Here is a 24,248-nt window from a genome sequence, read left to right as displayed (position 1 = left end):
GAGCATTGAGCCATACGAGACTTTTACGGCATCATGCTATGATCGAACACTGTTTGCCTGATGCCGTGCGTGCAAGCATCTCCTGTCGCGCTCAGCCATGAGATCGATCGCCATACGGATGCCTTGCCCATCAATGCGGCACTTTCGGTCTTTCATCTTCAGTCTTTCACCATTGGTTTTATACGGTCTGCTCACCCTGGAGTGACATGCTTCGTTCCCTTGATGCTATGCGTCGCTTCACACGACGTACGCTGGAAATACGCGACCCACCGCGCCTGCTCGCCCCCTTTGCCGTCAGCGTGTCTCGCCGACGTCTACGCGCCTGCGAGTGCTGTGACCTGGTCGTCGCGCTACCTGCTCTCAAACCCGGTGAGCGTGCCCGTTGCCCGCGCTGTGATCATGTCTTTGCCCAGCGCCATGCGCATTCGGTGCAGCGCACACTGGCACTGGCGACAGCGTGTCTGCTGATGCTGGTCCTGACATTGCCCTTCGAATTCATCGCCTTTGCCACGCATGGCATCTCGGCCAGCTTGAGTCTGGCTGATACGCCCGCGGCGCTGACGGCAGAATCCTATCCATCGCTAGCGCTACTGCTGATCCTGACGATCATTCTGTTGCCGGCCCTGTATCTCATCGGCGTGCTCTATACACATACCGCGATTGGTCTGAAACTACCGCTACCCGGCATTCGCGGTATTGCACGAGCACTGAGCCATCTCAAGCCCTGGATGATGGCTGATGTCTTCCTGGTCGGCGTGATGGTCAGTCTGGTCAAGATCGCTGGCATGGCCGACGTGAGCTTCGGCCCCTCCTTCTGGGCCTTCTGTCTCTTCGCTCTCCTGATGACAAAGACCTTGGCCAGCATCGATGGTGATCGCATGTGGTTTGCACTGGCAGGCGAGCCTGCGGCACCCAGCGGAACGTTGCCCGGCATGGGTGCCGCGCAACAGGGGCTAGCCAGTTGTCACTGCTGTGGCCTGATCAACACCTGTCACGCAGAAGAGGTACATGTCAGTTGTCGACGCTGTGGGGATCCGATCCATCAGCGCAAGACGGCCAGCCTGCAGCGCACCTGGGCCTGGTTGATCGCCGCGGTGGTGCTTTACATTCCGGCCAATATCTTTCCGATCATGAGCACGGTGACACTGGGGGAATCTGATCCTCAGACCATCGCAGGCGGCATCGTGCTGCTGTGGTCACATGGTGACTGGCCCATCGCCATGATCATCTTTGTTGCCAGCATCCTCGTGCCGGCCTCGAAGATGATTGCCATCGCCTGGCTGTGCATCAGCGCGCAGCGCCCTCAGGTTCAGCATGCACGAGCGCGTATCACGCTGTATCGCATTACCGAATATGTCGGCCGCTGGTCGATGGTGGATGTCTTCGTGGTGGCCTTGCTCGCGGCGCTCATTCAGCTGGGGGCCTTGATGTCAGTGCATCCGGGGCCAGCGGCAGTCTCCTTTGCTTCGGTAGTCGTGTTGACCATGCTCTCGGCACAGAGCTTCGATCCACGTCTGATCTGGGATACGCCCGCGGATACGAGCATCGGTGAGCTGTTCGAGCCTCAGGCAAGCCCGCCTTACACTACGACTTCCGCCACCACGATCTCTGATGCCACGACACCCGCCACCTCAACAGGAACGCCGGCACCCGCCGCCTCCTCTTCCGTTTCTTCGTCACAGGATGACCTATGAGTGATGATTCTCGTGCACGGCGTGAAAGCCGACGCCGCCTCTCCCCTATCTGGATAGTCCCTATCGTGGCGCTGATGATCGGTGCCTGGATGGTGTGGCACAACATCTCCAGTCGTGGCCCGCTGATCACCATCGAGATGGAGACCGCTGAAGGGATAGAGGCTGGCAAGACGCTGATCAAGACACGCAATGTCGAGGTCGGAAAAGTGGAATCGGTGCGCCTTTCCAAAAGCCTCGACAAGACCATCGTCACCGCGCGAATGTCCAAGGACAGCGAGCGCATGCTCAACAAGGAGTCGCGTCTGTGGGTGGTAAAGCCACGCATCGGTCGCGAGGGTATCAGCGGTCTGAATACCGTACTGTCCGGTGCCTATATCCAGCTTCAACCGGGCGGCAGTCGTGAAGAAGCGGACAACTTCGTGGCGCTGGAGCAGCCACCCGTGACGACGCAGGATGCCAAGGGCCTGCGTATTGATCTGACCAGCAATGATGGCAGCGTGCTGTCGGATGGGGATCCGGTCACCTACGAAGGCGTCGTGGTCGGGCGCGTCGAGTCCAGTGATTTCCGCCCCAGCGAAAAGGAAATGCACTACACGCTTTACATCGACTCGCCTTACAACGAACTGGTCACCTCGACCACACGGTTCTGGTCGACCAGTGGCGTCAGCTTGCGCCTGGACTCCCAAGGGCTGCAGGTAGACGTGGGCTCCCTGGAAAGCGTCCTGAGTGGTGGCGTCGCCTTCGGAGTGCCTGAAGATCTGGCCCGTGGTCGCCCGGTGGTGGAAAACACCTCATTCACGCTGTATTCGGATCAGGAAGAGGCACGCGAAGGTAGCTTCCATCAGGCCATCGATTACGTGATCATGGTCGACGATACCGTGCGTGGCTTGTCACGTGGCGCGCCCGTGGAATTCCGCGGCGTCCGACTGGGTACCGTGGTCAGCGTACCTTATCGCTTGAATCATCAGCGGATTCGCACACTGACCAGCTTCGAGATACCGGTACTGATCCGCATCGAGCCTGAACGCATTGACAGCCAGGTAGATGACGAAGGTGTCGAACAATGGAAGAAACGTCTGGAGCGTCTATTCAAACGTGGCATGCGCGCGACATTGAAGTCCGGCAATCTGCTGACCGGCGCTCTGTTTGTGGATCTCGACTTCTACGACAATCCGCCGCCCTACAAGGCCGACACCTTCGATGACATCGAGGTCATGCCCAGTGTCTCCGGTGGCCTGGCGCAGATGGAAGCCAAGCTCAATGCCCTGCTCGACAAGCTCAACGGCCTGGACATCGAGCCGGTGCTGACCAATCTCAACAAGACGTTGAGTGCCTCTGAGGGTCTGGTGAAACGACTCGACAAGACGGCAGAACATGTCGACAAGCTGTTGGGATCGGACGCCATCCAGAAACTGCCTGACGACATCAGTACCAGCATCGACAACCTCAACCGGACACTGGATGGCCTGACGCCGGATTCCTCTGCCTATCGCAAGCTGGAAGGCGACCTGGATCGTCTCGACAGCGTGCTCAAGAAAGCGGAACCACTGCTCGATACACTGGAAAAGAACCCCTCCAGTTTGATCTTCGACAAGCCGACCACCCGTGACCCGATTCCGAGAGCTCAATAATGATGAAGACATCAATGACCAAGGGCCGCCTCGGCGGCCTGCTCGCGGGACTTTTGGCCATCAGCACACTCGCGGGCTGCACCACGGCTGCCACTGGCGGTGCCTATCTACTGCCTCAACCCGATGAGGGAACGGCACAGGCGCGCAGCGTGCCACGCGGTGCGCCATTACTGGAAGTGATGCCAGTGGCGCTGGCCAGTTATCTCGAGGGTGGCAGCCTGGTCTATCAGACTGATGACATCACCCTCGTACAGGCCAGCCAGAATCTTTGGGCAGATGACCTTCAGGCCATGCTGACTCGTCAACTGCTCGCTCAACTCAAGGCCAGCCCAGCCCAGCCATTGAGTGGCTATCGCATCACGGACACCAGCCTAAGCGGCATCAAGGGCGCGCGCCTCAGCGTGAGCCTGGATCGCTTCATCGGCCGCCATGATGGCCAGTCTGTCATCACCGGTCGCTGGCGCCTGCGCGGCGTGGATGGCAGCGTATTGGAGGAAGGAGACATCCAGACACTGACGCCTCTGACGGACGATGGCTATCCCGCGCTGGTCAAGAGCCTTGGCGATGGATGGAAAGTCACCGGCGACAAGCTGTCACGCGAGGTGGCTGAGGCCTTGCCTGCCATTGACTCCCCCGTCACGCTGCCATGACGGAGGACAGTACCGTCCTGACATGAAACAGTGTCACGACGCCTGAAGGAAGGCATGACAGACGCAAAAGGCCCCGACAGCACGGCTGTCGGGGCCTTTTCATGTGACATTTCGCAGTCCATCGGTTATCTCAACTACGGCAAGGCGGTACATCAGCCCTTCTGCGGTAGCACCAGCTCACCTTCACGAATCTCGAAGCGCTTCACATCCGGCTTCTGTTCAAGACGTACGGTGCGGGTTTCCCCACCCATATCCACCTTGACGTCATAGCCCACCACCTTGTCACTGGCGTCCTGAACCGTTTCACAACGCTGCTCAGTGGTGGTGTACGTATCACCTTTCTTTATCTGTCCCTGAATCTGATTACCGGCATAACCACCGCCGACAGCACCTGCTGCGGTCAGGACTTTCTTGCCATTGCCACCACCGAACTGGTTGCCCACCACACCACCGACAATCGCGCCAACAGCAGTCCCGACGATGTTGTTGGAATCCTTGCTGGGTGCCTGATGTGTCACGGTTTCGTTATGGCAGACCTGGCGTGGTGTCGTGATGGTTTCCGTCACGGCGTCGACAGCAACGATATCGGCATAGTCGGGGCCGCTGTTGCTGGCCGAATAACTGCCGATGGCCACACCACCGCCAATCCCCAATGCCGCAACGATAGCCCCGATCAATACAGACTTGTTCATGAATACTCTCCTCATCAGATGATGTCGTAGCCTGGCTCGTTGACCAGTTGGTGAAAGACTGCCGCCATGAGCGCCGAAGTCTTCCCTGCTACGGTACGGGAGTAATATAACACTGTTCGATAATTGGCGTAATGTGGCAACTTCACCACTGTGGATGTCTCGATACAGCAACAAGCCACTTAATATTAGCAGTTAGAGGATAGAAGATGCCGGAATACGATGGATTTTCGGCACCCGATATCCAAGGGGCGGGAATGGCGATGAAGCCGGCAAGAAGCGAGACGACAGCAGGATCACCGAATCAGTCGTCGCGATTGGCGGTAATGGACACGGCCTCATCGCCGCAGAACTGCACTCGAACATCGCCCCACCAGCTCAGCAGACGGCACGAGGTACCATCGGCAATGGTCTCACTGGTATCACTAGGCTTGCCCAATAGCGACACGGCCTGTGATTCGCTCATGCCCTGGACCAGGTAACCGTCATCAATGGCGGAGCGAATGCGATATTGACGCTGACTTTCCTGGCGAGCCGCCAACGCCTGCTGCTTCTCACGTTCCAGACGCTCGGATGTCAGATTCTCTTCGCCCGACGGTATCTCGCCCTCTCTTGACGGCACTACCGTCAGGGAGTCGTTCAGCGTCACCGGTGCGTCTCCCTGATGACAAGGCTGCTGCTGCCAGGTCTGGACGCCATTCTGAACACAACGATAGATACTGTTGTCTGCCTTGGCGGCCGGAGGCAGTTCAGGTGCCGACAAGATCGCTGATGAGGAAGAAGATAGCGTCGCAGAGGAGGCGGCACTCGTCACATTGTTCTGCTGCCCCCCACTCTCCTCAGCCACTACGAGAGACACGCTCATGGCACTAGCGATCACTACTCCGGCACTGAGCAGAAACGCGCGCGACAGGCGCCGTGAAAAATCCCCGCAAGAATCATTCATCGACATGAATCTCCACATGATGGCCAGGTGTTACATCACGCAAGCCACGACCCATAAGGCATTGAATGCAAGTGACCAACCAGGCCGCCTTACCGTTTCAACAGATAAACATCTCTGGCACTGCGCTTTTCGTCGGTACGGCTGTGGGGTGCAAGCTGCAATGCAGAGACATCCGGCTCAACACTGCCCGTTTCAGCGGTACTTGTAGACAAAGCGCTTGATGCAGCAGGGCTTGGCATATCCCAAACGGTGACAACGCGATTGCGCCCCTGTCTCTTGGCACTATACATCGCCTGATCTGCGCGATGCAGAAGGTCCGGCAACAATGACTCTGCAGCAGGCGCAGGTCCTCCCTGTGCGATACCAATACTGACGCTGACGCGCAATAACTGCCCATTGCTGAGCGTAAAGGCTCGACTATTGATGGAGAGCAACAGACGCTCCGCTGCATGGCGTAGCCCTTCCCTGTCATGACTGGGGCATAGCGCGACAAACTCCTCACCACCCTGTCGGCAAAGCTGATCGCTGCCGCGCAGATGATGGCGTAACCGCTGCGTCAGCTCTACCAACACTTCATCACCAATGGCATGCCCTTGCGTGTCATTAATGGCCTTGAAATGATCGACATCGATCATCAACACACCAAGCCCACCCCGCTTGAGCATGCGGGCTCCTTCTTCCTGCAGAGCAAATCGTGACAGCGCTCCAGTGAGCAGGTCGTGGCGCAAGTCTCGACGGTATCGCTTTTCGCGCTGTTCCGCTTCCCAGCCAATCTGTACTGCCACGACTGCAATGAAAGTTGCCGAGATAACCAGATTAACGATGCTCGCCAACGACATGAATTCATAGGGCACAAAATATATCGGACTCACGAAATATTGTGACCCCATATAAAAGAGCAGCAGGGAGCCGCTGAACACAAGGCGACTCATCCGAGACATTGGAGCGATACAAATAAAGAAGACCGCTACTATGTGGAAATATTCGAAACCGCCCCCGGCTCCTAACTGGTATTCCCACAACGCTGCCTTGATCGACATCGGCACGGCGAGCATCAGCAACCCGGCATTCAAGAAGCCCTTACGGTGCAGCACAATCGCGAACACATTGAACAGGGTGCCGAATACATTGATCACGACAGGCTGTGGATAAGGCTGCAGGCTCAGCAGCGCAAAATAGCCCAATTGACACCCAAGAGAACTGATGTAGACCCACATAAAGAGCTGATAAAGGCTGGCATGGCGTTCGGCCAGTCGCAACGGAACAGGCCAGCGCCATTTCAGCAACGCCGTATGAAAAGCATCCTGCGACCTTTCATCAGTACGGCGGCGATCAGATTTCGCCATGTTCCCTTCCTCGTTGAACGGGCACTTCCCGTGTGCCTCATGTACGCATTTCATGCTGTCTGAACATGATGAGTCTACCTTACGTTTCCATTCCAAACGTGCTGCCCGCCACTGCTGCGTATCCCTCAAGGCATGCAACCTTCCCTGTATTGCTTATCCAAAAACAAGACAGCGAAGTGACACCGTCATAAGCCAACAGTAGTTAGAGGGCAATGCGAGCGAATATCTGTATACAGATGCGAAGATTATCACGGCACAACCCCACGGCCTCTCAGTTGGCTTGATGACTGCTGCGTGGCGTGTATCGCGCTATCCCACCGCTTCAACAATACCCGGCACTATCTCTACACGAACATGACGGCATGCCGGAGGACAGTTTTGCAGAGACTCCCACAGACTTGCACACGAGGAGCACTCCGATACATCTATTACCTACCTCTACCCTGTAATTCATGCGACATGATGATGGTCATGAGGCAGTGGCAGGACTACGCAGTGGTACTCTTGGCCTTGATTGACTGGCTGATGGCAACGAGATGGACTCGACGGTGCTCACCCGCCTTTCTCATAAAGGCACCAGAAACTTTCTACAGGTTCAAGCGTCCATCTTGGCAGCGCAGACGAGATTAGAGATGATGGGGTTCATCAATGACGTGCACCACTGCTGCCAGGTTGACGGTAGCCCCCTTACTGACATCTGCACGCCTGTAAAGTGCATGCCTATATGCCTTCGTCACGACATGAATTTCCTACGTGACGGCACCAGCCCTTATTCAAGAAGAGAGACATCAATGGACGCGACCACTTTGACCCGCGATTTCCACCTGTGGCAGCGTTTCTCCAAGCAAGACCGCCTTGAACGTGAACATCGTGCTGCCCGTCGCAAGATCGGTGAAGCCGGCACCATGGCCACACGCATGATCAAGGCCTACGAGAGCATGGCCGCCAAGGGCGTTTCGGAAAATGCCTGCTACCGCACTATTTATAAACAGCGTGATGCCCAAGGCGACATCATGATTCGCGAGGGCTGGCTCAAGGTACGTCGCATCGTTGCCGAAGGCGGCACGACACGCCTGCGCGGCACCTTGATCACCACCTTCAGCCTGGCCGAGGGTGAGCAGGAGCCTGCCAACGCAACCGTCGAAAAGCTCACCCTGGAGATCTACGACGAGATCGTGGCTGGCACCAAGATGAAGCTGGCCTGTAAGGTCGATCGCTGCGATGGTGATAGTCAGACAGACTTCATTACCTTCCTTGACTCTGTCCGCGGCGATCTCAAAGAATGGCTGTAATACCTCTTCTGAAAGACAGTGCCTGATCTTAAGAGGCCTGGGCAATAAACGTCTCTCAAGATGGTTGGCCCACCAGACGCAATAATGCCCACCAACGGCCTTGGTGGGCATTATTGCGTCTGGTGGCGCTTTTCCTGTCGCTTGTGTAGCAAATGCCGACACTCCCTATTCGGACAAACCATTCAGGTTGCAATAAGAGCAACCTGACGTTACCCGCTTTACAGGAAACTCCCCACCACTGGATGACTCACAATAAACAGAATCTCATCGTTTATCGGTTACAGGAGCTAGTCCATGAATGCCATCACCCCATCGGCTTACCACACCCTCAAGGTCGACAATCTTGCTCAGGTCAGCTCTGCCCGTCTGCCGCTTCAACCCCTCGGCGACATCAATATGGACAGCCCTGCCAGCGAGCTTGTCACTGACTTCGCCGTGACGGCAGGTCGCAGCATCCAAGGCAGCGCCTCCATTGGCCAGGCACTGGCAACCATGAAGCAGGCAGGAGTTCGTCTACTGTTGGTTCACGATCACGACGCTACCTTCACTGGTGTCGTAACCTCGCGTGAGCTGCAAGGCGGTCGTGTCGTCATGCGCGCAATGACGCGCTTCGACGTCCAACGCGATGAAGTCACGGTCGATATGGTACAAATGCCACGCGCTGAGCTACACGGTATTCCGCTTGCAGAACTCAAGCGGGCACGAGTAGGCGATCTGGTCGAAACACTCCGTCAGAGCGGAGAGTCTCACCTGCTGGTAACAGAGCGTGACGAAGATGGTCAGTCCAGTGTTCGTGGCCTGATTGCAGCCTCACGCGTCGGCAAGGCTCTCGGTATCGATCTGGAACACCCGCCAGAAGCACGGAATTTCTCCGACATCTGCCGTGCAGTATTAGGCAAGTACGAGTAGTTATTCTCCAAGATATTGATAAACTTATATATTTGTGCCCAGAATCGTTATCTGGGCCAAATCCATAAGTCGTAATTACTCTCATCCGAGATGAGGGTTCAGGAAATCCGCTTCAAAACGACGTATGATAGAGCTGTCAGCATAGGATATGGTTCAGTCCGGTGGCACGGAGCAATCAGACGCCATGTCCGACATGTATGCCCTGACAGGCAAGCCCAGCCATCGGATGGCGTCGAAGAGGATTTCCACCATGCCATTGCGCTCGTTGCGTGACCATCTTTTCAAGCAACGCCATGTCGAAGTGCTTGTCATCAAGCAAATCGATGGCGAGCTCGTGCATGTCTGTGGTGCAGGTGTGCTTGAAGGTGCTGGTAGCGTCAGCCACATGCGGCGCGAGCTGGTGCGTGACAATCATGCTTTCGCGGTACGTATGCATGATGGAAACCAGATACTTCAACCACACGATTTCAATCGTTTGGTGCTGCTTGAAGATATCACGCTGTCCCCGGCCGGCTGTCGTCCCAGAGAAGCCGTCTCACTGGAGGTGAACGGGCACCGCTATCGTGTTGCTCACACTCCGATGCGCTGCTGGCATTTCAAAGGCCACCTTGTTCTGGAACGTACACCGCAAGGGATGCTGCTCAGCACCGAAGACATGACCATGATTCGCGCCAAGGCGCATCGTCAGCCTGGTGTGTGCATCACCCCGTCAAGCTCGGAACGCGTTCATAAAGCACCGTCCTGGCGTGGCATCGCCACTAGCAAAAGCCACGATGGCATGCGTGGTGTGAATAGTCAGGTACCGCAACGTCAGGGCCGTGAGTTAGAGCTCGAGCCCAAGTATTGATCTGAGCCTGTGATGCAAGCAAGTCACTGCATTTCCCGAAACGCCCAGCACTGCTGGGCGTTTTCGTATGTCCGGTTTCACTGATATAAAGCATAGTGTGCCAACCTCACTCAATGCGGACAGTCCACCGTGATGCCGGCATCCTCGCACAACCGTCCACTTGCTCAGGATTCGCTGCCCAATGCGCCGAATGCCCGTCCCACTATTTCTGCTGGTGCTGATACTGGTTGCGCTCAATCTGCGCCCGGCTCTGTCCTCGCTGGCCCCGCTACTGGATCGCATCACACAGGATCTTGGCCTGAGCACACTGGCAGCTGGGTTACTCACCACCTTGCCAGTTGTGTGTCTGGGGTTGTTCGCCCCCCTGGCTCCCCGTCTTGCCAATCGACTGGGGGCAGAGCGTACCCTGAGCATGGCACTGGTGATGCTAGGGTTCGCACTATGGTTACGCGCCAGTGATTTCACCGTACTGCTCTATCTCGGCACATTACTGTGCGGTGGGAGTATCGGCGTAGCCGGCACCCTGTTGCCTGCCATCGTCAAACGCGAGCACCCCGAGCGAGCAGACCTTTTCACGGGCGTTTACACCATGGCGCTCTGCTTGGGCGCCGCACTGGCAGCAGGTCTCAGTGTGCCGCTGGCCAATCTTCTGGATAGCTGGCAAGCCTCGCTGACCTGTTGGGTGCTGCTCGTGATCGTGGCACTGCCAGTGTGGCGGATCAGCATGCCGCACCCATGGCCAAAGCATACTTCCGCAACTCATGACGCCGCACCACGCCTTTGGCATATACCGCTAGCCCGCCACATCACGTTATTCATGGGGTGCCAATCATCACTGGCCTATATCGTCTTTGGCTGGCTACCCTTTCTGCTCCAACAACGCGGACTTGGCGAGGTCGAGGCCGGCTGGCTGATGGCCGCCTCGGTAATGTCTCAGGTACTGACCGCGCTGCTCGCCCCCATGATAGGTCGCATGGGCAGTGATCAACGCCCTGCCATCGTCCTACTACTGTCGTGTACGACCGTGGGTCTCCTGGGGTTGATGATTGGGCCATTATCACTACGCTGGATCTTCGCCGTACTACTGGGCTTCGGCCAGGGTGGCAGCTTCTCCATGGCGCTGACGCTGCTGGTGCTCCGCACTTCCGATGCTCGCCTCGCCGGAGCTTTATCCGGCATGGCACAAGGCACTGGCTACATGCTTGCGGCACTCGGGCCACTGGCAGTCGGCATTCTGCTGCAACTCACCGATGATCTACGTGTCATCGCCGCCCTTTTCGCACTGATTCTGCTCGTCGCCACCATTCTTGGCCTCAAGGCAGGTCGTCGCCTGCGTATTCAGGCACACCCAACCAGAGGTGTTGAAGTCGTCGAGGGCTAGCCTGCTCTCTGAATGACCTGCTCTCTGACTCGCTTGCACACTACGGGGCCGCATCAACCATCGCCCACCGAGATATCTCAAGGCCCAGCCATCATGCCCGGGCCTTGCCAACCCCTTGCGACTGTCCTTATCCCCCGCTTCACTCTTCGACCTCTATCCCTTCCGACACCATTGTCAGACGTCAGTATTCTCGACCGGCTCCATCCGTGGGCGCCCCAGGCAATAGCCTGCTGCTTAGCGATAGACTCACTCGATAGTTTAATTCAGATTAATTTATATATTCCTAATGTCTCATTTGGATCATATCCAACTGCGCCTACCCTCTGATGGGACGCACTCATGCGGAGTGCCCGTAACCATCTGCCAACAATACAATAATCAGAGATATTCCAATGATTCTCCCTACATACCCCTTACTGATGTCGAGGAGCAGTCTATGCTCTCGCTGATCGGTGTTGTCATCATTGTCGTCGGCCTTGCTCTGCGCTTGAACGCCCTGTTGGTGGTATTGGTCGCAGGCTTCTCCTCTGGACTGGTAGCGGGGATGTCGCCCACGGAAATACTTGCGGCACTCGGCAAGGCCTTTACCGACAATCGTGCCGTTTCTCTTTTCATCATTACACTTCCGGTGATCGGGCTACTGGAACGCAATGGTCTGCGTGACCAGGCAGAACACCTGGTACAGAAACTGCGCGTGGCAAGTGCCGGGCGCATCACCTTCAGCTATCTCATTCTGCGCAAGCTGACCAACGCCTTCGGCCTGCAATTGGGAGGGCACCCTGCAATGATTCGCCCGCTGGTCGCTCCGATGTCGGTAGGCGCCGCTGAGCGTGATCTACCCCCTGCCGCGCTCGAATCCACACGCTTTCATGCCCTAAGTCAACGCATCCGAGTGCTGAATGCCATCAGCGAGAACTTCGGCAACTTCTTCAGTCAGCTCATTTTCGTCGCCTCGGGTGGCCTTCTGCTGATCAAGAGCGTGCTGGACAAGAGTGGCGCCCAGGTCAGCCTGGCGGAAATGGCGCTTTATGCCATCCCTACCGCCCTCGTCTCACTGGTAGTGGTCTTCGTGATGTGTCGTCTACTGGACAAGCGCATTCGTCACGAACAGCGTCTTCTACGCGAAGAGTATCCAGGCACACCCGGCGAAACAGGCTCAGTGGCAAGTGACCCTATCAACGCCACGCCTGCGCAGGAGAGCCGCTCATGAATGGCATCGACGTGCTTTACCTGATCACCGGCTTCACCCTCATGGCCTTTGCCGTACTGACGCTCTTTGATCATGAACATCCCCGTCGTTGGGGCACCAGTGCCTTCTGGATGATCTTCGGCATCAGCCTGGCATTTGGCCAATGGCTACCCGACGTCGGGGTCGGCATCGCCATGCTGGCGTTGGCGCTACTGGCAGCGACCGGCCAGCTCGGATTCGGCAACTACCAGACACTGAGTGATGAAGCGCGCCTGGCTCGCCGGCAACGGCTGGGATCACGACTGTTCATCCCCGCGCTGGTCATTCCCGTTGGCACCTTCCTCTATACCTTTGCCACGGGCCAGAGCGCACTGGTGGGTCTGGGTGCGGCGACCGTATTGGCCTTCGCCGTCGCCTTGCTGCTGTTGCGTGAGCGCCCCACCACCGGCATGCAGGAAGGTCGCCGGCTGGCCGATTCGATTGGCTGGGCAGCAATCCTGCCTCAATTTCTGGCAGCACTGGGTCTGTTGTTCGATCAAGCCGGTGTGGGTCAGACCATCGCCGGACTGGTCTCAAGCGTGGTGCCGGATACCAGTTTGATAGCCTGTGTCGTCGCGTATTGTCTGGGGATGGCGATCTTCACCATGCTGATGGGCAATGGTTTTGCTGCCTTTGCCGTGATCACGTCCGGTATCGGATACCCGCTGGTCATCGCTCTGCATGGTGGCAACCCGGCCATTGTCGGTGTCCTGGGCATGCTATCCGGTTACTGCGGTACGCTGATGACTCCCATGGCCGCCAATTTCAATATCGTACCGGCCGCCCTGCTGGAGCTGGATGATCGCTATCACATCATTCGCACCCAGATCATTCCGGCACTGATCATGTTGGCAGCCAATATCAGTCTGATGTTGCTACTGGCGTTCTGATTCGACTTCTATCCTTCTCGCCCGCACCCCAAGTGCATCTGTCTTGAGGTGGCGGGCTCTGCTATGGACATCCCCCCATGTCGCGTCTTCTCCTTTGCGGTTTCGAGCCCTTCGGCACCGATAGCGTCAATCCCGCTCTCCAGATCATCGAGGCACTCGATGGACAAAGGCTGACACTTCCTGATCAGACACAGGATTCAGTCGACATCATCGCGTGCCGCGTGCCCGTCACACGCTTTGCGGCTATCGACAGTGTCATCGACGCCATCGACATGCACGCGCCCGATGTCGTTATCATGCTGGGCCAGGCCAGTGGCCGCAGCGCCATCACGCCAGAGCGAATCGCCATTAACCTTGATGACTATCGCATCGTGGACAACGGCGGGCATCAGCCGGTGGATGAACCCATCGAACCCGATGGTCCCGATGGATGCTTCACGACACTGCCCATCAAGGCCATGGTCAGTGACCTTCAAGCTGCCGGACTCCCGGCCAGTGTGTCCTTTAGCGCTGGCACCTTCGTGTGCAATCACCTCTTCTACGGAATCCAGCGTTATCTGGCCGAGAGTCCCATCCGCTCAGGTTTTGTGCACATCCCTGCCCTTCCGGAGCAGAGTCTCGACGGCCGCCTCCCTACCATGAGCCTCGGCAGCCTGTTGGAGGGTGTGCGCATTCTGTGCATCAGTGCCATGTCACATCATGAAGACATGCATCTCGGCGGTGGCAATATCAGCTAACGCATTCACTCTCGCGCATCACCTCCCTCATCTGCGGCCTGACAACGGGCAGGCATGCGTAAGCCGGCATACGGTACAATGCCGGCTTTCTTATTGGTGGCAGGTGGACGTGATGACTCCCGAGATACATATTCTGGTGCTCTATACCGGCGGCACACTGGGCATGGTGGAGAGTGAACAAGGGCTGGTGACAGCCGGTGGCTTTGATCAGCGTCTGCGCAAGGCATTGAACCAGCTCTCACCGAGTCGTCGTGGCCGTCTGCCTGCCTTCACGCTGCGCGAATTTCCGCAATTGATCGATTCTTCGTCAGCCACGCCTGCCGATTGGCAGAAGATCGCCGGCGAGATTGCCGATGCCTATGACAGCTTCGACGGTTTCGTGGTACTGCAGGGTACGGACACATTGGCATGGACGGCTTCCAGCCTGGCCTTCCAGCTCAAGGGCACGGCACGACCCGTGGTGGTCAGTGGCGCTCAGCTACCGTTGGAAGCCGAAGGTAGTGATGCACTAGCCAATGTCGAGCTGGCGCTGGCGGCAGCGGCTCAACCGATGCTCAACGAGGTGGTGGTTGCCTTTGGTGGTCAGCTGCTGCGCGGTGTCTGCACGCGAAAGTGGTTCACTCAGGATCATCGTGGCTTCACCACGCCCAATACGCCACTACTGGGTGAATGGGTCGATGACCGCGTGGTGCTCTACGCAGGACGCCTGTTGGACGATCAAGGCCCCGCCTTTGAATTACCGGATTACGCATGCCTCGGGCAGGATGCCGTCATTCGATTGTCTCTATATCCCGGCATCAGTGCTGAGAGCGTGCGTGTTCAGCTGATGCGGCCCCAGGTAAAAGGGGCTGTGCTGGAGTTATGGGGGAGTGGCAATCTCCCAGAGGATGCTGAGCTCCTCGGTGTGTTGGCCGATGCACGTGGCGAGGGCAAGTTGCTCGCGGGTATCAGCCAATGTCCGCATGGCTCAGTGAGCATTGGCCATTACGCGGCAGGCGCCGGCTTGGCCACTATCGGCGTGCTGTCGGGAGACGACATGACGCTGGAGGCAGCTTTCTCGAAACTGCTGCACCTGGTGGCACTCAATCAGGATGAAGCATGGCAACGTGAGCGTTTTCTGATGCCATTGGTCGCAGAACGTTCCAGTGGCTTGCTTTGATTCCGAGCTGCGGGCCATCACTCTGAGGCATAACCGAATACACCCTTCATCGGTAGTCGCCTGCAGATAAAAAAATCCCCCACCAGAGAGGCTCTAGTGGGGGATTTTTTACTTTCCATGTTGCAAACGCTATCAGGCTACCAAAGCCGGGACTTTGCGTGGAGAAGCCCGACCCCATCTAGCCCGTATTGCGCAAGCCTGCCGAAATACCCGCCATCGTCACCATCAGGGCACGTGTCAGCTCTGCGGAAATGGCGCCATCGGCATCCCGATTACGTTGCAGAAGCTCAGCCTGCAAGCCATGCAGCGGATCGATGTACGGGTTGCGCACGTCGATTGCCTGGCGAATCAGCGGCATGTTTTCGAGCAACTCGTGCTGATCACGGATTTCCAGCACCACGGCTTCTAGCCGCACCAAGCGGTCGCGCAGTGATTTCCCTAGCGCCTTGAGTGCCGGTTCATCGACTAGCCGCTGTTCATAGTAGGCAGCCGTCGACAGATCGGCCTTGGCCAACAGCATCTCCAGCATGTCTACATAGGTCGAGAAGAACGGCCAGTCGTTCATCATCTCGCGCAGCAATTCAAGCCCACCCTCCTCGTCCATACGCTTGGAGAAGGCTTCGCCGCTACCCAGCCAGGCTGGCAGCATCAGGCGAATCTGGGTCCAGGCGAAAATCCACGGAATGGCACGCAGTGTCTCGACGCCACCATCCTGGCGACGCTTGGCTGGACGCGAACCGAGTGGCAGACGCGCCAGTGCCGTTTCCGGTGTCACAGCACGGAAGTAGGGCACGAAGTTCGGGTCTTCACGCACGACACCCACGTAGGCTTTATGCGCCACCTCGGCCAGGCGGGTCATCTCGTCGCGCCATTCCTGCTTGGGTGCCGGCGGTGGTAGCAGGCTGGCCTCCAGTACGGCACACACGTAGATCTCCATGGAGCGGCTGGCGATATCCGGCAGTCCAAACTTGAAGCGAATCATCTCGCCCTGCTCGGTCACGCGCAGTGAGCCCGTCACTGAACCCGGTGGCTGGGACAGGATGGCGGCGTGTGCCGGACCGCCCCCACGCCCCACTGTGCCCCCACGACCATGGAACAGCGTCAATTCAACGCCATGATTGCGCGTAATCTCAACCAGCGTTTCCTGAGCACGATACTGCGCCCAGGCTGCGGCCAACTGACCGGCGTCCTTGGCGGAATCGGAATAACCGATCATCACTTCCTGACGATTGCCGGCATGCTCTCGATAAATAGGCGTGCCGAGCAGCGCATCGACCACCGGACCGGAGCGATCCAGATCATCCAGCGTCTCGAACAACGGAGCGATAGGCAGGCGCACATCACCTCCCGCTTCCTTCATGAGCAGTGCTACCGCCAGCACATCCGATGCCTGACCGGCCATGGAGATGACGTAGGTGCCAAGCGCTTCACGGTGCTCGCGGGCGATCACCTTGAAGGTATCCAGGACTTCTCGGGTATCGGTGGAACATTCCCAATGATGGGGGATCAACGGACGGCGGTTGCTTAGCTCACGGATGAGGAAGTCACGACGTTCCTGCTCGTCCCATTCGAAATAGCTGCCGAGTCCCAGCGATTGGGTCAGCTCATCAAAGACTTGTGAATGGCGAGTACTTTCCTGACGAATGTCGAGCTTGGTCAGCGTCACCCCGAAGCAGGTCACACGACGCAGGGTATCGAGGAGCGCACCATTGGCGATGGTGTCGAGTCCGACATCACATAGCGAGCGATAGCAGGTCAATAATGGGGTATAGAGCTGCTCGCGGGTCTCGATGATATCGATACCCTCGTGGCGCTTGCCGTCCAGACCGGCCTTGGCCCAGTCGCGTGTACTTTCCATGCGCAAGATCAAGCGGCGCAGAATTTCGCGATACGGTTCCGCCACGTCACCCGCCTCGGCGCGCAGTGCAGCGGAGCACTTCCACATCGACAGCTCAGACTTGAGCTGCTCGAGATCACGCAGATAGAGATCAGCCGCCATCCAGCGACCCAGCAACAGCACGGTGCGTGTCACACGCGCCGTCACATTCGGGTTACCGTCGCGGTCACCGCCCATCCAGGAGGCGAAACAGATGGGCGCAGCGTCGAGCGGCAGACGTTCACCGGCCGCTTCAAGCGTCATCTCATCCAACTGGCGATGGAAGTCAGGCACGGCCTGCCACAGCGAGTTCTCGATGGTCGCGAAGCCCCACTTGGCCTCATCCACCGGCGTCGGACGCTCGTGACGAATCTCGTCGGTATGCCAGGCTTGGCTGATCAGCTCACTCAGTCGCGCACGGGCGAGCGTGGCCTGTTCTGGACGATCACAGGCACCTTCCATCTGTGTCAGGCAGCCTTCGATGGCATCGTACTTCTGAATCAGCGTCCGACGAATGACTTCCGTCGGATGTGCGGTCAATACCAGATCGACACGCATCGCCGAGAGCTCTTCGACGATTTTCTGAGGACTGAAGCCACGGGCACGAATGCGCGTGATCAACTCGCCCAGATCCGGCTGGCTACCAGGGCGATAATCCTCGACGCGCTTGAAGCGGCCGCGGTAGTGCTGCTCGGCGATATTGGAGAGATTGAGGAATTGGTTGAAGGCGCGTGTGACCGGTAGCAGGTCGCTGTCCGGCAAGTCGCGTAGATAATCGATCAATTCGTGACGTGCTGCCAGATCACCCTGCTGACCACGCTTGGCCAGAGCGCGAATCATCTCGATGCGCTCCACGAATTCATCGCCGAGGTCAGCCGCGATGGTATGGCCCAGGTTATCGCCGAGAATACGCACATTATCGCGCAGCGATTCATGCAGATCGTGACTCATGAAACCCTCCTTGGGAGTGACGGTGCCGCTACGGAAACATCTCTCGTGTCTTCTTGCGCATGGCGCATGGCAAAAAACGAAAAATGGCCCGCAGCGCAGCAGACCGGAAAGCAGGACATGATAATTATCCTGATCGCTTCCCTTCAGCATACGTTCACGGGCCACTACGTCACAATCCGACCATCGCGTAAATTTACTACATTTAGCGATGCGGCTCGCGTTGCTTGGCAGCATGCCAGTGAGTCAGCATCTCGGGAAATGTCGCCTGCTTGAGCGAGCTCCCTTGCGCTGCTATCGCTGATTCCACATGATGAAAACGTGTTTCAAAGCGAGCATTGGTGCCCCGCAGTACCTGCTCAGGGTCCGCCTTGAGCGTGTGCGCAAGATTGACCACCGCAAACAACAGGTCACCCACTTCTTCACGCGCGTGGGCTTCATCGCCCTCGGCAAGCGCCTCTTCCACTTCCGCCAGTTCTTCACGAATCTTGGCAAATGCACCGCCAATATCCGGCCAATCAAAGCCGGAACGCGCTGCTTTTTTCGATAATTTGGCCGCACGTGACAGCGCTGGCAACCCACGCGGCACGCCATCCAGCACGCTAGTGCCGTCGCTTCCACTCTCCGCAACGGAGTGCTCAAGAACGGAAGGCTCATATGCCGTGAGCTGCTCCTGTTGCTTGATCTGCTCCCAGCGCGCGTTGACAGTACTCTCATCCACTTCATGAGGCAGTACACCTTCGCGCCGTGACGACAAGGAGCCATCGGGGAAGACATGCGGATGACGCCGCAACATCTTGGTCGTCAGCACATGGATGACGTCATGGAAATCGAAGCGCTGCTGTTCACTGGCAATCTGAGCGTAAAACACCCCCTGAAACAACAGGTCACCCAGCTCGGCGGGCAACTCAGCCAGTACCGTATTCTCGTCCGCAGTAGCGTGCGCCGCTCGCTCGATGACATCAGCGACCTCATATGCCTCTTCCAGGGTATGAGGCACCAGGCTCGCATAGTCCTGACTGAGATCCCATGGACAGCCGTACTGCGGATCGCGTAGTACGGACATCAGCGTCAGCAGGTCATCGAGACTGTAGCGCGCGTCGTCATGCTCGAGGCCATCAAGTGCTGCCGACGTCATTTCTTGCCACCCCCGACACGCAGGCGTTTGACGTCGATGATATTGGGTAGCTGTTGAATACGCGCGAACACACGCCCCAGGACGTCCAGATTCTCGACTTCCAGCGTAATTTTCAGCGTCGCAATATTATCGAGCTGATCGGTACGGGTATTCACCGACAGCACATTGACCTTGTCACCGCTCAAGACATTGGTGACATCGCGCAACAAACCAGAGCGGTCCCAGGCCTGAATCTCGATATCTACCGGATACTGACTGCACGAACGCTGGCCCCACTCGACATCGACGATACGGCGTGGCTCGTCGGAGCGTAGCTGAATCAGGTTCGGGCAATCCTGACGGTGTACCGTGACGCCCCGCCCCTGGGTGATGAAGCCCGCAATCTGATCGCCGGGGACCGGATGACAGCAATTGGCCATGGTGGTCTTGAGGTTGCCCACCCCCAGTACCATCACCGTGTCTGGCTTCTCCTTACCTTGCGGCTTGCGTTGACGCAGCAGGCGCTCGAGCTGCTCCTGATCATCAGTATCACCAAACAGTTGCTGAGCCTGATGCAGTACCTGCCCCACCCGCAGATCACCGGCACCGATGGCGGCATACATGTCGTCACGCGTTGGATAATTGACGGCATTGGCCAGTTTGTCACGGTCGAGATTCTCAAGCGCCAGCCGCGAGAATTCCTTCTCTAGCAGCACCCGCCCTTCATCGACATTCTGGTCACGCGCCTGCAGCTTGAACCAGGCCTGAATCTTGGCCCGCCCCCGCGTGGTTCGCACATAGCCCAGATTGGGGTTCAACCAATCGCGACTCGGGCCACCCCTGGTGGCCGTCAGAATCTCGACCTGCTGACCGGTCTTGAGCTTGTAGGTCAGTGGCACGATACGTCCGTTGACCTTGGCCCCGCGGCAGCGATGCCCTACCTCGGTGTGTACGCGATAGGCAAAATCGATCGGCGTAGCGACCTTTGGCAGATCAATGACGTGTCCTTCAGGCGTAAAGACGTAAATGCGGTCCGGCGCGACGTCGGAGCTAAGTCCTTCGCGAATCGCTTCCTGACCACCGCTCTCACCCACCTCGTCCTGCCACTCAAGCACTTGCCGCAACCAGGCGATCTTGTCTTCGTAACTACGGCTCTTGTGGCCAACATCATGGCCCTTGTAGCGCCAGTGGGCACAGACACCCAATTCGGCCTCTTCGTGCATGTCGAAGGTACGAATCTGGATCTCGATGACCTTGTTACCAGGCCCGACCACCGCGGTATGCAGCGACTGATAGCCATTCTTCTTGGGATTGGCGATGTAGTCATCGAATTCGTGTGGCACATGATGCCAACGCGAATGCACGATGCCGAGTGCCGTATAGCAGTCGCTGACCGTGCCGACCAGAATACGCACCGCACGCACATCGTAAACCTGGGAGAAGTCGATGCGCTTGCGCTTCATCTTCCGCCAGATGGAATAGATATGCTTGGCGCGTCCGGCGACATCAAAGTGACGAATGCCCTGCTCACTCATCAGGCTGCGCAGGTCTACCAGCAAGTCAGCGATGTAGTGCTCGCGCTCAAGACGCTTCTCTGACAGTTGCTTGGCGATGGTCTTGTATTCGTCTTCCTCGCGGTAACGGAAAGACAGATCTTCCAGCTCCCACTTGAGCTGACCGACACCGAGACGATGCGCCAGAGGGCCGTAGATATCGAAGACCTCACCGGCCACCCGCATGCGTTTCTCTCGCGGAGCGTCCTTGACCTGACGCAATGCGACGGTGCGCTCGGCGATCTTGATCAGCGCGATGCGTACATCATCGATCATCGAGACCAGCATCTTGCGCAGGTTGTCTTGCTGATCGTGCTGAACCATTCCGTGGCTAGGAGCCTGTAGCTGACTGATGGCAGCCATGTTCAGCACGCCATCAATCAGGCGCGCGACTTCCGCGCCAAAGTGCTTATCGATCGCTTCAAGGCCCAGATGACCCTCACGCACAGCACGATAAAGTACCGCTGCCACTAGCGCCGGTTGATCCAACTTCAGCTCGGAAAGGATATCTGCCATCTCGAGACTGAAACGGAAGCTGACCAGCGGTTCACGCCAGGGTTTATCACCGCGAGCGTCTGCCTCACGCGCCACCTTGAGTGCCACTTCACAGGCCTGTGCCATGACATCGGCATTCACCGACGGGACTTCCTCACGCAACCGCGCGACCCACATTGGGATGTCCACACCACCGCTATCGGTCAGCGGCTGATCTTCGCGCACCTTGACCATGACCCTATGTCCTTGAATATCTTGCTATCTTGATGACGGGGCCTGACGGCCCTGCCTCAGTCTGCCGCCCGCTCCAGCAGCAGCATCGATTCCAGATGTGCGGTGTGTACAAACATGTCTGCCATCAGCGCGCGCGTGACGCGGTAACCAGCGTCCTGAAGCAATCGCGCATCGCGCATCAGCGTGGTGGGATCACAAGCGATATAAAGCACGCGCATCGGCGCCCGATTGACCTTTCCTGCATGCAGATGACGTGCCAGCTCCTCACAGAGAGGCTGAGCGCCATCGCGCGGCGGGTCTAGTACCAGAAGGTCGATACCCTCAAGTGAGGGCAGTGAGCGACTAAGGTCGGCACGCCGTGCACTGACCTGATCAAGCCCATTGGCGCGTGCATTGGTGATCAACTGATCCACCATGCCTTGACTGCCTTCGATGCCGGTGACTTGCTTGGCACCCGCGGCAGCGACGGCCAATGTCAGGTTGCCGACACCCGCATAAAGGTCCATCACGTTCAGCCCTTTTACATCACCCAGCCACTCAAACGCGGTGTCGATCAACCGCTGGTTAAGTGATGCATTGACCTGCACAAAGTCACCCGGCGAGAAACCAAGATGCAGCGATGTCTCACCGACCGTCAGGGAATAGGCAGCATCTGGCGTACCCGCCAGCCATTCCATCACCACCGGCTCACTCCCCACCCGCCAGCCGAAGACCAGGCCATGCGTTTTGGCAAAGGCCTGCCAACGCTCGGCATCGCGCGGCACGGCCTTCATCTGGCGTACCACGACGATAATCTGATCATCCGTTGCCAGCAGCTCAAGATGGCCCAGTCGCTTGGGTGCTTCGAGTGTATTGATCAGCTCACGCAGGGGGGCAATCAGATCCGCAAGCTCCGACACCAACACGCTACAGGTCTGGATATCGACCAGCTTGTTGTTGCCACGACTGCGAAAGCCCAACTGAATCTCGCCAGCATCCGACACCCGCACGCCAATGCGTGCACGACGACGGTAACGGTTCTCGTCTTCCCCCAGCGGCTGAATCTCAGGCAGATTCACGCCATTGCGGGTGGCATGCTCGTTCAGTACATGCACCTTGTGAGTGCGCTGAGAAGCCAGCGACATATGTTGAAGCTCACAACCACCACAGATGCCGAAATACTCACACGGTGGTGTGACACGATTTTCGGCGGCATTGTCACGCACACGCACATGCGCCTCATCGAAGCGCTTGTGGTTACGATGTATCGCGAGCGTGACACGCTCGCCAGGCAATGCACGATCAATGAACTGGGTCTTGCCAGTAGCGTCGTGCGCTACACCGCGGCCATCATGTGCCAGTCGCACGACGGTCAACCATTGGCTATCAGCATCATTGACATCACGCGTATCGCGACTGGCCACTTCCTTCTCGCGACGGGTCGGCTTGCGTGCCGGGCGTTTCTGTCCGAGCAGCGCCATCAGGAAGACTCTCCCGTCGTCGTAGGGGTCTTGTCAGTATTCGTATCTGTTACATCATTCATATAAAGGCCTGTCGAGAGATAGCGGTCGCCACGGTCACAGACGATGAACACGATAACCGCATTCTCGACCTGTTCGGCAATCTTGAGTGCGCCCGCAAGCGCACCACCGGAGGAAACACCGGCGAGGATGCCTTCTTCACGCGCTAACCGCCGCATGCAGACTTCAGCCTCGTGCTGTTCAATATCCAGCGTGCGATCAATGCGCGTGGCATCGAAGATGCGCGGCATATATTCGCTGGGCCAGCGACGAATGCCCGCAATGCTCGCGCCATCCGCAGGCTGCAGTCCGACGATCTCGATCTCGGCGTTGCATTCCTTCAGATAGCGTGAGGTGCCCATGATGGTGCCGGTAGTGCCCATCGAAGACACGAAATGCGTAATGCGACCCTGCGTCTGCTGCCACAGCTCGGGGCCGGTCGTCCGATAATGGGCCAGCGGATTGTCCTGGTTGGCAAACTGATCCAGCGCCTTGGCCTCGCCACATGCAATCATCGCTTCGGCGAGATCACGCGCATGCTCCATGTTATCGGCATCAATCAGTGTCGCGCCGTAAGCGCCCATGGCCTGCTTGCGCTCCGAGGAGGCACTGGCAGGCATGATCAATATCATGTGATACCCCTTGATGGCTGCCGTCATGGCTAGCGCGATTCCGGTATTGCCGGACGTCGCTTCCACCAGGGTGTCACCGGGCACGATCTCGCCGCGCGCTTCGGCCTGGGTGAACATGGAGAGCGCCGGACGGTCCTTCACGGAACCAGCCGGATTGTGGCCTTCGAGCTTGGCCAGCAGCACATTGTTGCGCCCAGCCGTGATGCGCGTCAGACGCACCAGTGGCGTATTGCCGACAATCTCGGCCAGGGTGGGAAACTCTGCAATGGGAGACTCGGCGGATTCGCTGAAATGAGGCATGGGGCAGACTCCAAGGACGCTGCGCCCGGAACGCCCGATGACCGCGAGTCAGGCCGCTGCCATCATGACTATTGACGACCGGGGAACCGCGTCGGGATAAAGATGATGCGCGCAGTATATCGCTCCCGCCCACCTCTGTCAGGGCGGTGAGCATCGCATCGCTCAAGTCCGGAGGGTATGCTTGGCCGAACATGG

At 57.8% G+C, this 24,248-nt stretch carries 19 protein-coding genes; 11 read left to right on the top strand and 8 right to left on the bottom strand.

Annotated features, from left to right (window positions below; genetic code table 11):
- Positions 1–206: 206 nt before the first annotated feature.
- The 3 genes from GQR90_RS04695 to GQR90_RS04685 are packed head-to-tail and all read left to right on the top strand — an operon-like array spanning position 207 to position 3,975.
- Entirely contained in the window at positions 207–1,694 is a 1,488-nt protein-coding gene (locus GQR90_RS04695; protein WP_233266430.1) for a paraquat-inducible protein A, read from the top strand.
- Entirely contained in the window at positions 1,691–3,325 is a 1,635-nt protein-coding gene (gene pqiB / locus GQR90_RS04690) for an intermembrane transport protein PqiB (RefSeq protein ID WP_158773105.1), read from the top strand. Before GQR90_RS04695 ends, pqiB begins: the two co-directional genes overlap by 4 nt.
- Positions 3,325–3,975 carry a PqiC family protein gene (locus GQR90_RS04685; RefSeq protein ID WP_158773104.1) on the top strand — a complete coding sequence of 217 codons (651 nt, stop codon included), beginning with the start codon at positions 3,325–3,327 and terminating at the stop codon, positions 3,973–3,975. Before pqiB ends, GQR90_RS04685 begins: the two co-directional genes overlap by 1 nt.
- 152 nt (positions 3,976–4,127) lie before the next feature.
- On the opposite strand, the gene GQR90_RS04680 is transcribed toward GQR90_RS04685, so the two are convergent.
- From GQR90_RS04680 to GQR90_RS04670, 3 genes are all read right to left on the bottom strand, one after another.
- Entirely contained in the window at positions 4,128–4,667 is a 540-nt protein-coding gene (locus GQR90_RS04680) for a glycine zipper 2TM domain-containing protein (protein WP_158773103.1), read from the bottom strand.
- A 301-nt stretch (positions 4,668–4,968) separates the two neighbouring features.
- Positions 4,969–5,610, bottom strand: coding sequence for a hypothetical protein (locus GQR90_RS04675; protein WP_158773102.1), 642 nt, complete (start codon positions 5,608–5,610; stop codon positions 4,969–4,971).
- Between the two features lie 89 nt (positions 5,611–5,699).
- On the bottom strand, positions 5,700–7,085 hold the full coding sequence (locus GQR90_RS04670) for a GGDEF domain-containing protein (protein WP_158773101.1): 1,386 nt from the start codon (positions 7,083–7,085) through the stop codon (positions 5,700–5,702).
- A 662-nt stretch (positions 7,086–7,747) separates the two neighbouring features.
- Here GQR90_RS04670 and GQR90_RS04665 point away from each other — a divergent pair.
- The 8 genes from GQR90_RS04665 to GQR90_RS04630 all read left to right on the top strand — a co-directional run bounded on the left by GQR90_RS04665 (position 7,748) and on the right by GQR90_RS04630 (position 15,399).
- Positions 7,748–8,248: a hypothetical protein gene (locus GQR90_RS04665; protein WP_158773100.1), complete on the top strand. Its 501-nt coding sequence runs from the start codon at positions 7,748–7,750 to the stop codon at positions 8,246–8,248.
- 294 nt (positions 8,249–8,542) lie between these two features.
- Positions 8,543–9,157: a CBS domain-containing protein gene (locus tag GQR90_RS04660; RefSeq protein ID WP_158773099.1), complete on the top strand. Its 615-nt coding sequence runs from the start codon at positions 8,543–8,545 to the stop codon at positions 9,155–9,157.
- 184 nt (positions 9,158–9,341) lie between these two features.
- The gene (locus GQR90_RS04655; RefSeq protein WP_158773098.1) at positions 9,342–10,004 is read left to right on the top strand and encodes a hypothetical protein; all 663 of its coding nucleotides are present in this window, start codon (positions 9,342–9,344) and stop codon (positions 10,002–10,004) included.
- 181 nt (positions 10,005–10,185) lie between these two features.
- On the top strand, positions 10,186–11,385 hold the full coding sequence (locus GQR90_RS04650) for a CynX/NimT family MFS transporter (protein WP_158773097.1): 1,200 nt from the start codon (positions 10,186–10,188) through the stop codon (positions 11,383–11,385).
- Positions 11,386–11,821: 436 nt separating this feature from the next.
- On the top strand, positions 11,822–12,595 hold the full coding sequence (locus GQR90_RS04645; protein ID WP_158773096.1) for a DUF969 domain-containing protein: 774 nt from the start codon (positions 11,822–11,824) through the stop codon (positions 12,593–12,595).
- Positions 12,592–13,503, top strand: a complete 912-nt coding sequence (locus GQR90_RS04640; protein WP_158773095.1) for a DUF979 domain-containing protein — start codon at positions 12,592–12,594, stop codon at positions 13,501–13,503. Before GQR90_RS04645 ends, GQR90_RS04640 begins: the two co-directional genes overlap by 4 nt.
- 77 nt (positions 13,504–13,580) lie before the next feature.
- Positions 13,581–14,240, top strand: coding sequence for a pyroglutamyl-peptidase I (gene pcp / locus GQR90_RS04635; protein WP_158773094.1), 660 nt, complete (start codon positions 13,581–13,583; stop codon positions 14,238–14,240).
- A 112-nt stretch (positions 14,241–14,352) separates the two neighbouring features.
- Positions 14,353–15,399, top strand: a complete 1,047-nt coding sequence (locus GQR90_RS04630; protein ID WP_158773093.1) for an asparaginase — start codon at positions 14,353–14,355, stop codon at positions 15,397–15,399.
- 178 nt (positions 15,400–15,577) lie between these two features.
- Here GQR90_RS04630 and ppc read toward each other — a convergent pair whose 3' ends face one another.
- From ppc to cysM, 5 genes are all read right to left on the bottom strand, one after another.
- A complete protein-coding gene (gene ppc / locus GQR90_RS04625; protein WP_158773092.1) occupies positions 15,578–18,226 on the bottom strand; it encodes a phosphoenolpyruvate carboxylase in 2,649 nt (882 codons plus the stop codon).
- Between the two features lie 202 nt (positions 18,227–18,428).
- Positions 18,429–19,361 (bottom strand): nucleoside triphosphate pyrophosphohydrolase, encoded by a 933-nt coding sequence (gene mazG, locus GQR90_RS04620; RefSeq protein ID WP_158773091.1) that lies wholly within the window; start codon positions 19,359–19,361, stop codon positions 18,429–18,431.
- On the bottom strand, positions 19,358–21,622 hold the full coding sequence (relA, locus tag GQR90_RS04615; protein WP_158773090.1) for a GTP diphosphokinase: 2,265 nt from the start codon (positions 21,620–21,622) through the stop codon (positions 19,358–19,360). Before relA ends, mazG begins: the two co-directional genes overlap by 4 nt.
- Before the next feature lie 56 nt (positions 21,623–21,678).
- Positions 21,679–23,082, bottom strand: coding sequence for an RsmD family RNA methyltransferase (locus GQR90_RS04610; RefSeq protein ID WP_158773089.1), 1,404 nt, complete (start codon positions 23,080–23,082; stop codon positions 21,679–21,681).
- Positions 23,082–24,053 (bottom strand): cysteine synthase CysM, encoded by a 972-nt coding sequence (gene cysM, locus GQR90_RS04605; RefSeq protein WP_158773088.1) that lies wholly within the window; start codon positions 24,051–24,053, stop codon positions 23,082–23,084. Before cysM ends, GQR90_RS04610 begins: the two co-directional genes overlap by 1 nt.
- Positions 24,054–24,248 lie beyond the last annotated feature (195 nt).

Origin of the sequence: Cobetia sp. L2A1, from assembly GCF_009796845.1 — a bacterium.
Lineage (GTDB): Bacteria > Pseudomonadota > Gammaproteobacteria > Pseudomonadales > Halomonadaceae > Cobetia.
The sequence above is the reverse complement of the archived record's forward strand: the minus strand, read 5'-3'. Positions and strand labels throughout refer to the sequence as shown.

What these genes read in the sequence shown, in the direction of transcription:
- GQR90_RS04650 (WP_158773097.1), top strand. Translation starts at nt 10,186, where the DNA reads ATGCGCCGAATGCCCGTCCCACTATTTCTGCTGGTGCTGATACTGGTT.
- GQR90_RS04640 (WP_158773095.1), top strand. Translation starts at nt 12,592, where the DNA reads ATGAATGGCATCGACGTGCTTTACCTGATCACCGGCTTCACCCTCATG.
- relA (WP_158773090.1), bottom strand. Translation starts at nt 21,622, where the DNA reads ATGGTCAAGGTGCGCGAAGATCAGCCGCTGACCGATAGCGGTGGTGTG.
- GQR90_RS04655 (WP_158773098.1), top strand. Translation starts at nt 9,342, where the DNA reads ATGTCCGACATGTATGCCCTGACAGGCAAGCCCAGCCATCGGATGGCG.
- ppc (WP_158773092.1), bottom strand. Translation starts at nt 18,226, where the DNA reads ATGAGTCACGATCTGCATGAATCGCTGCGCGATAATGTGCGTATTCTC.
- GQR90_RS04645 (WP_158773096.1), top strand. Translation starts at nt 11,822, where the DNA reads ATGCTCTCGCTGATCGGTGTTGTCATCATTGTCGTCGGCCTTGCTCTG.
- GQR90_RS04630 (WP_158773093.1), top strand. Translation starts at nt 14,353, where the DNA reads ATGACTCCCGAGATACATATTCTGGTGCTCTATACCGGCGGCACACTG.
- GQR90_RS04660 (WP_158773099.1), top strand. Translation starts at nt 8,543, where the DNA reads ATGAATGCCATCACCCCATCGGCTTACCACACCCTCAAGGTCGACAAT.
- GQR90_RS04675 (WP_158773102.1), bottom strand. Translation starts at nt 5,610, where the DNA reads ATGAATGATTCTTGCGGGGATTTTTCACGGCGCCTGTCGCGCGCGTTT.
- pqiB (WP_158773105.1), top strand. Translation starts at nt 1,691, where the DNA reads ATGAGTGATGATTCTCGTGCACGGCGTGAAAGCCGACGCCGCCTCTCC.
- GQR90_RS04685 (WP_158773104.1), top strand. Translation starts at nt 3,325, where the DNA reads ATGATGAAGACATCAATGACCAAGGGCCGCCTCGGCGGCCTGCTCGCG.
- cysM (WP_158773088.1), bottom strand. Translation starts at nt 24,053, where the DNA reads ATGCCTCATTTCAGCGAATCCGCCGAGTCTCCCATTGCAGAGTTTCCC.
- GQR90_RS04695 (WP_233266430.1), top strand. Translation starts at nt 207, where the DNA reads ATGCTTCGTTCCCTTGATGCTATGCGTCGCTTCACACGACGTACGCTG.
- GQR90_RS04610 (WP_158773089.1), bottom strand. Translation starts at nt 23,082, where the DNA reads ATGGCGCTGCTCGGACAGAAACGCCCGGCACGCAAGCCGACCCGTCGC.
- GQR90_RS04680 (WP_158773103.1), bottom strand. Translation starts at nt 4,667, where the DNA reads ATGAACAAGTCTGTATTGATCGGGGCTATCGTTGCGGCATTGGGGATT.
- mazG (WP_158773091.1), bottom strand. Translation starts at nt 19,361, where the DNA reads ATGACGTCGGCAGCACTTGATGGCCTCGAGCATGACGACGCGCGCTAC.
- GQR90_RS04665 (WP_158773100.1), top strand. Translation starts at nt 7,748, where the DNA reads ATGGACGCGACCACTTTGACCCGCGATTTCCACCTGTGGCAGCGTTTC.
- pcp (WP_158773094.1), top strand. Translation starts at nt 13,581, where the DNA reads ATGTCGCGTCTTCTCCTTTGCGGTTTCGAGCCCTTCGGCACCGATAGC.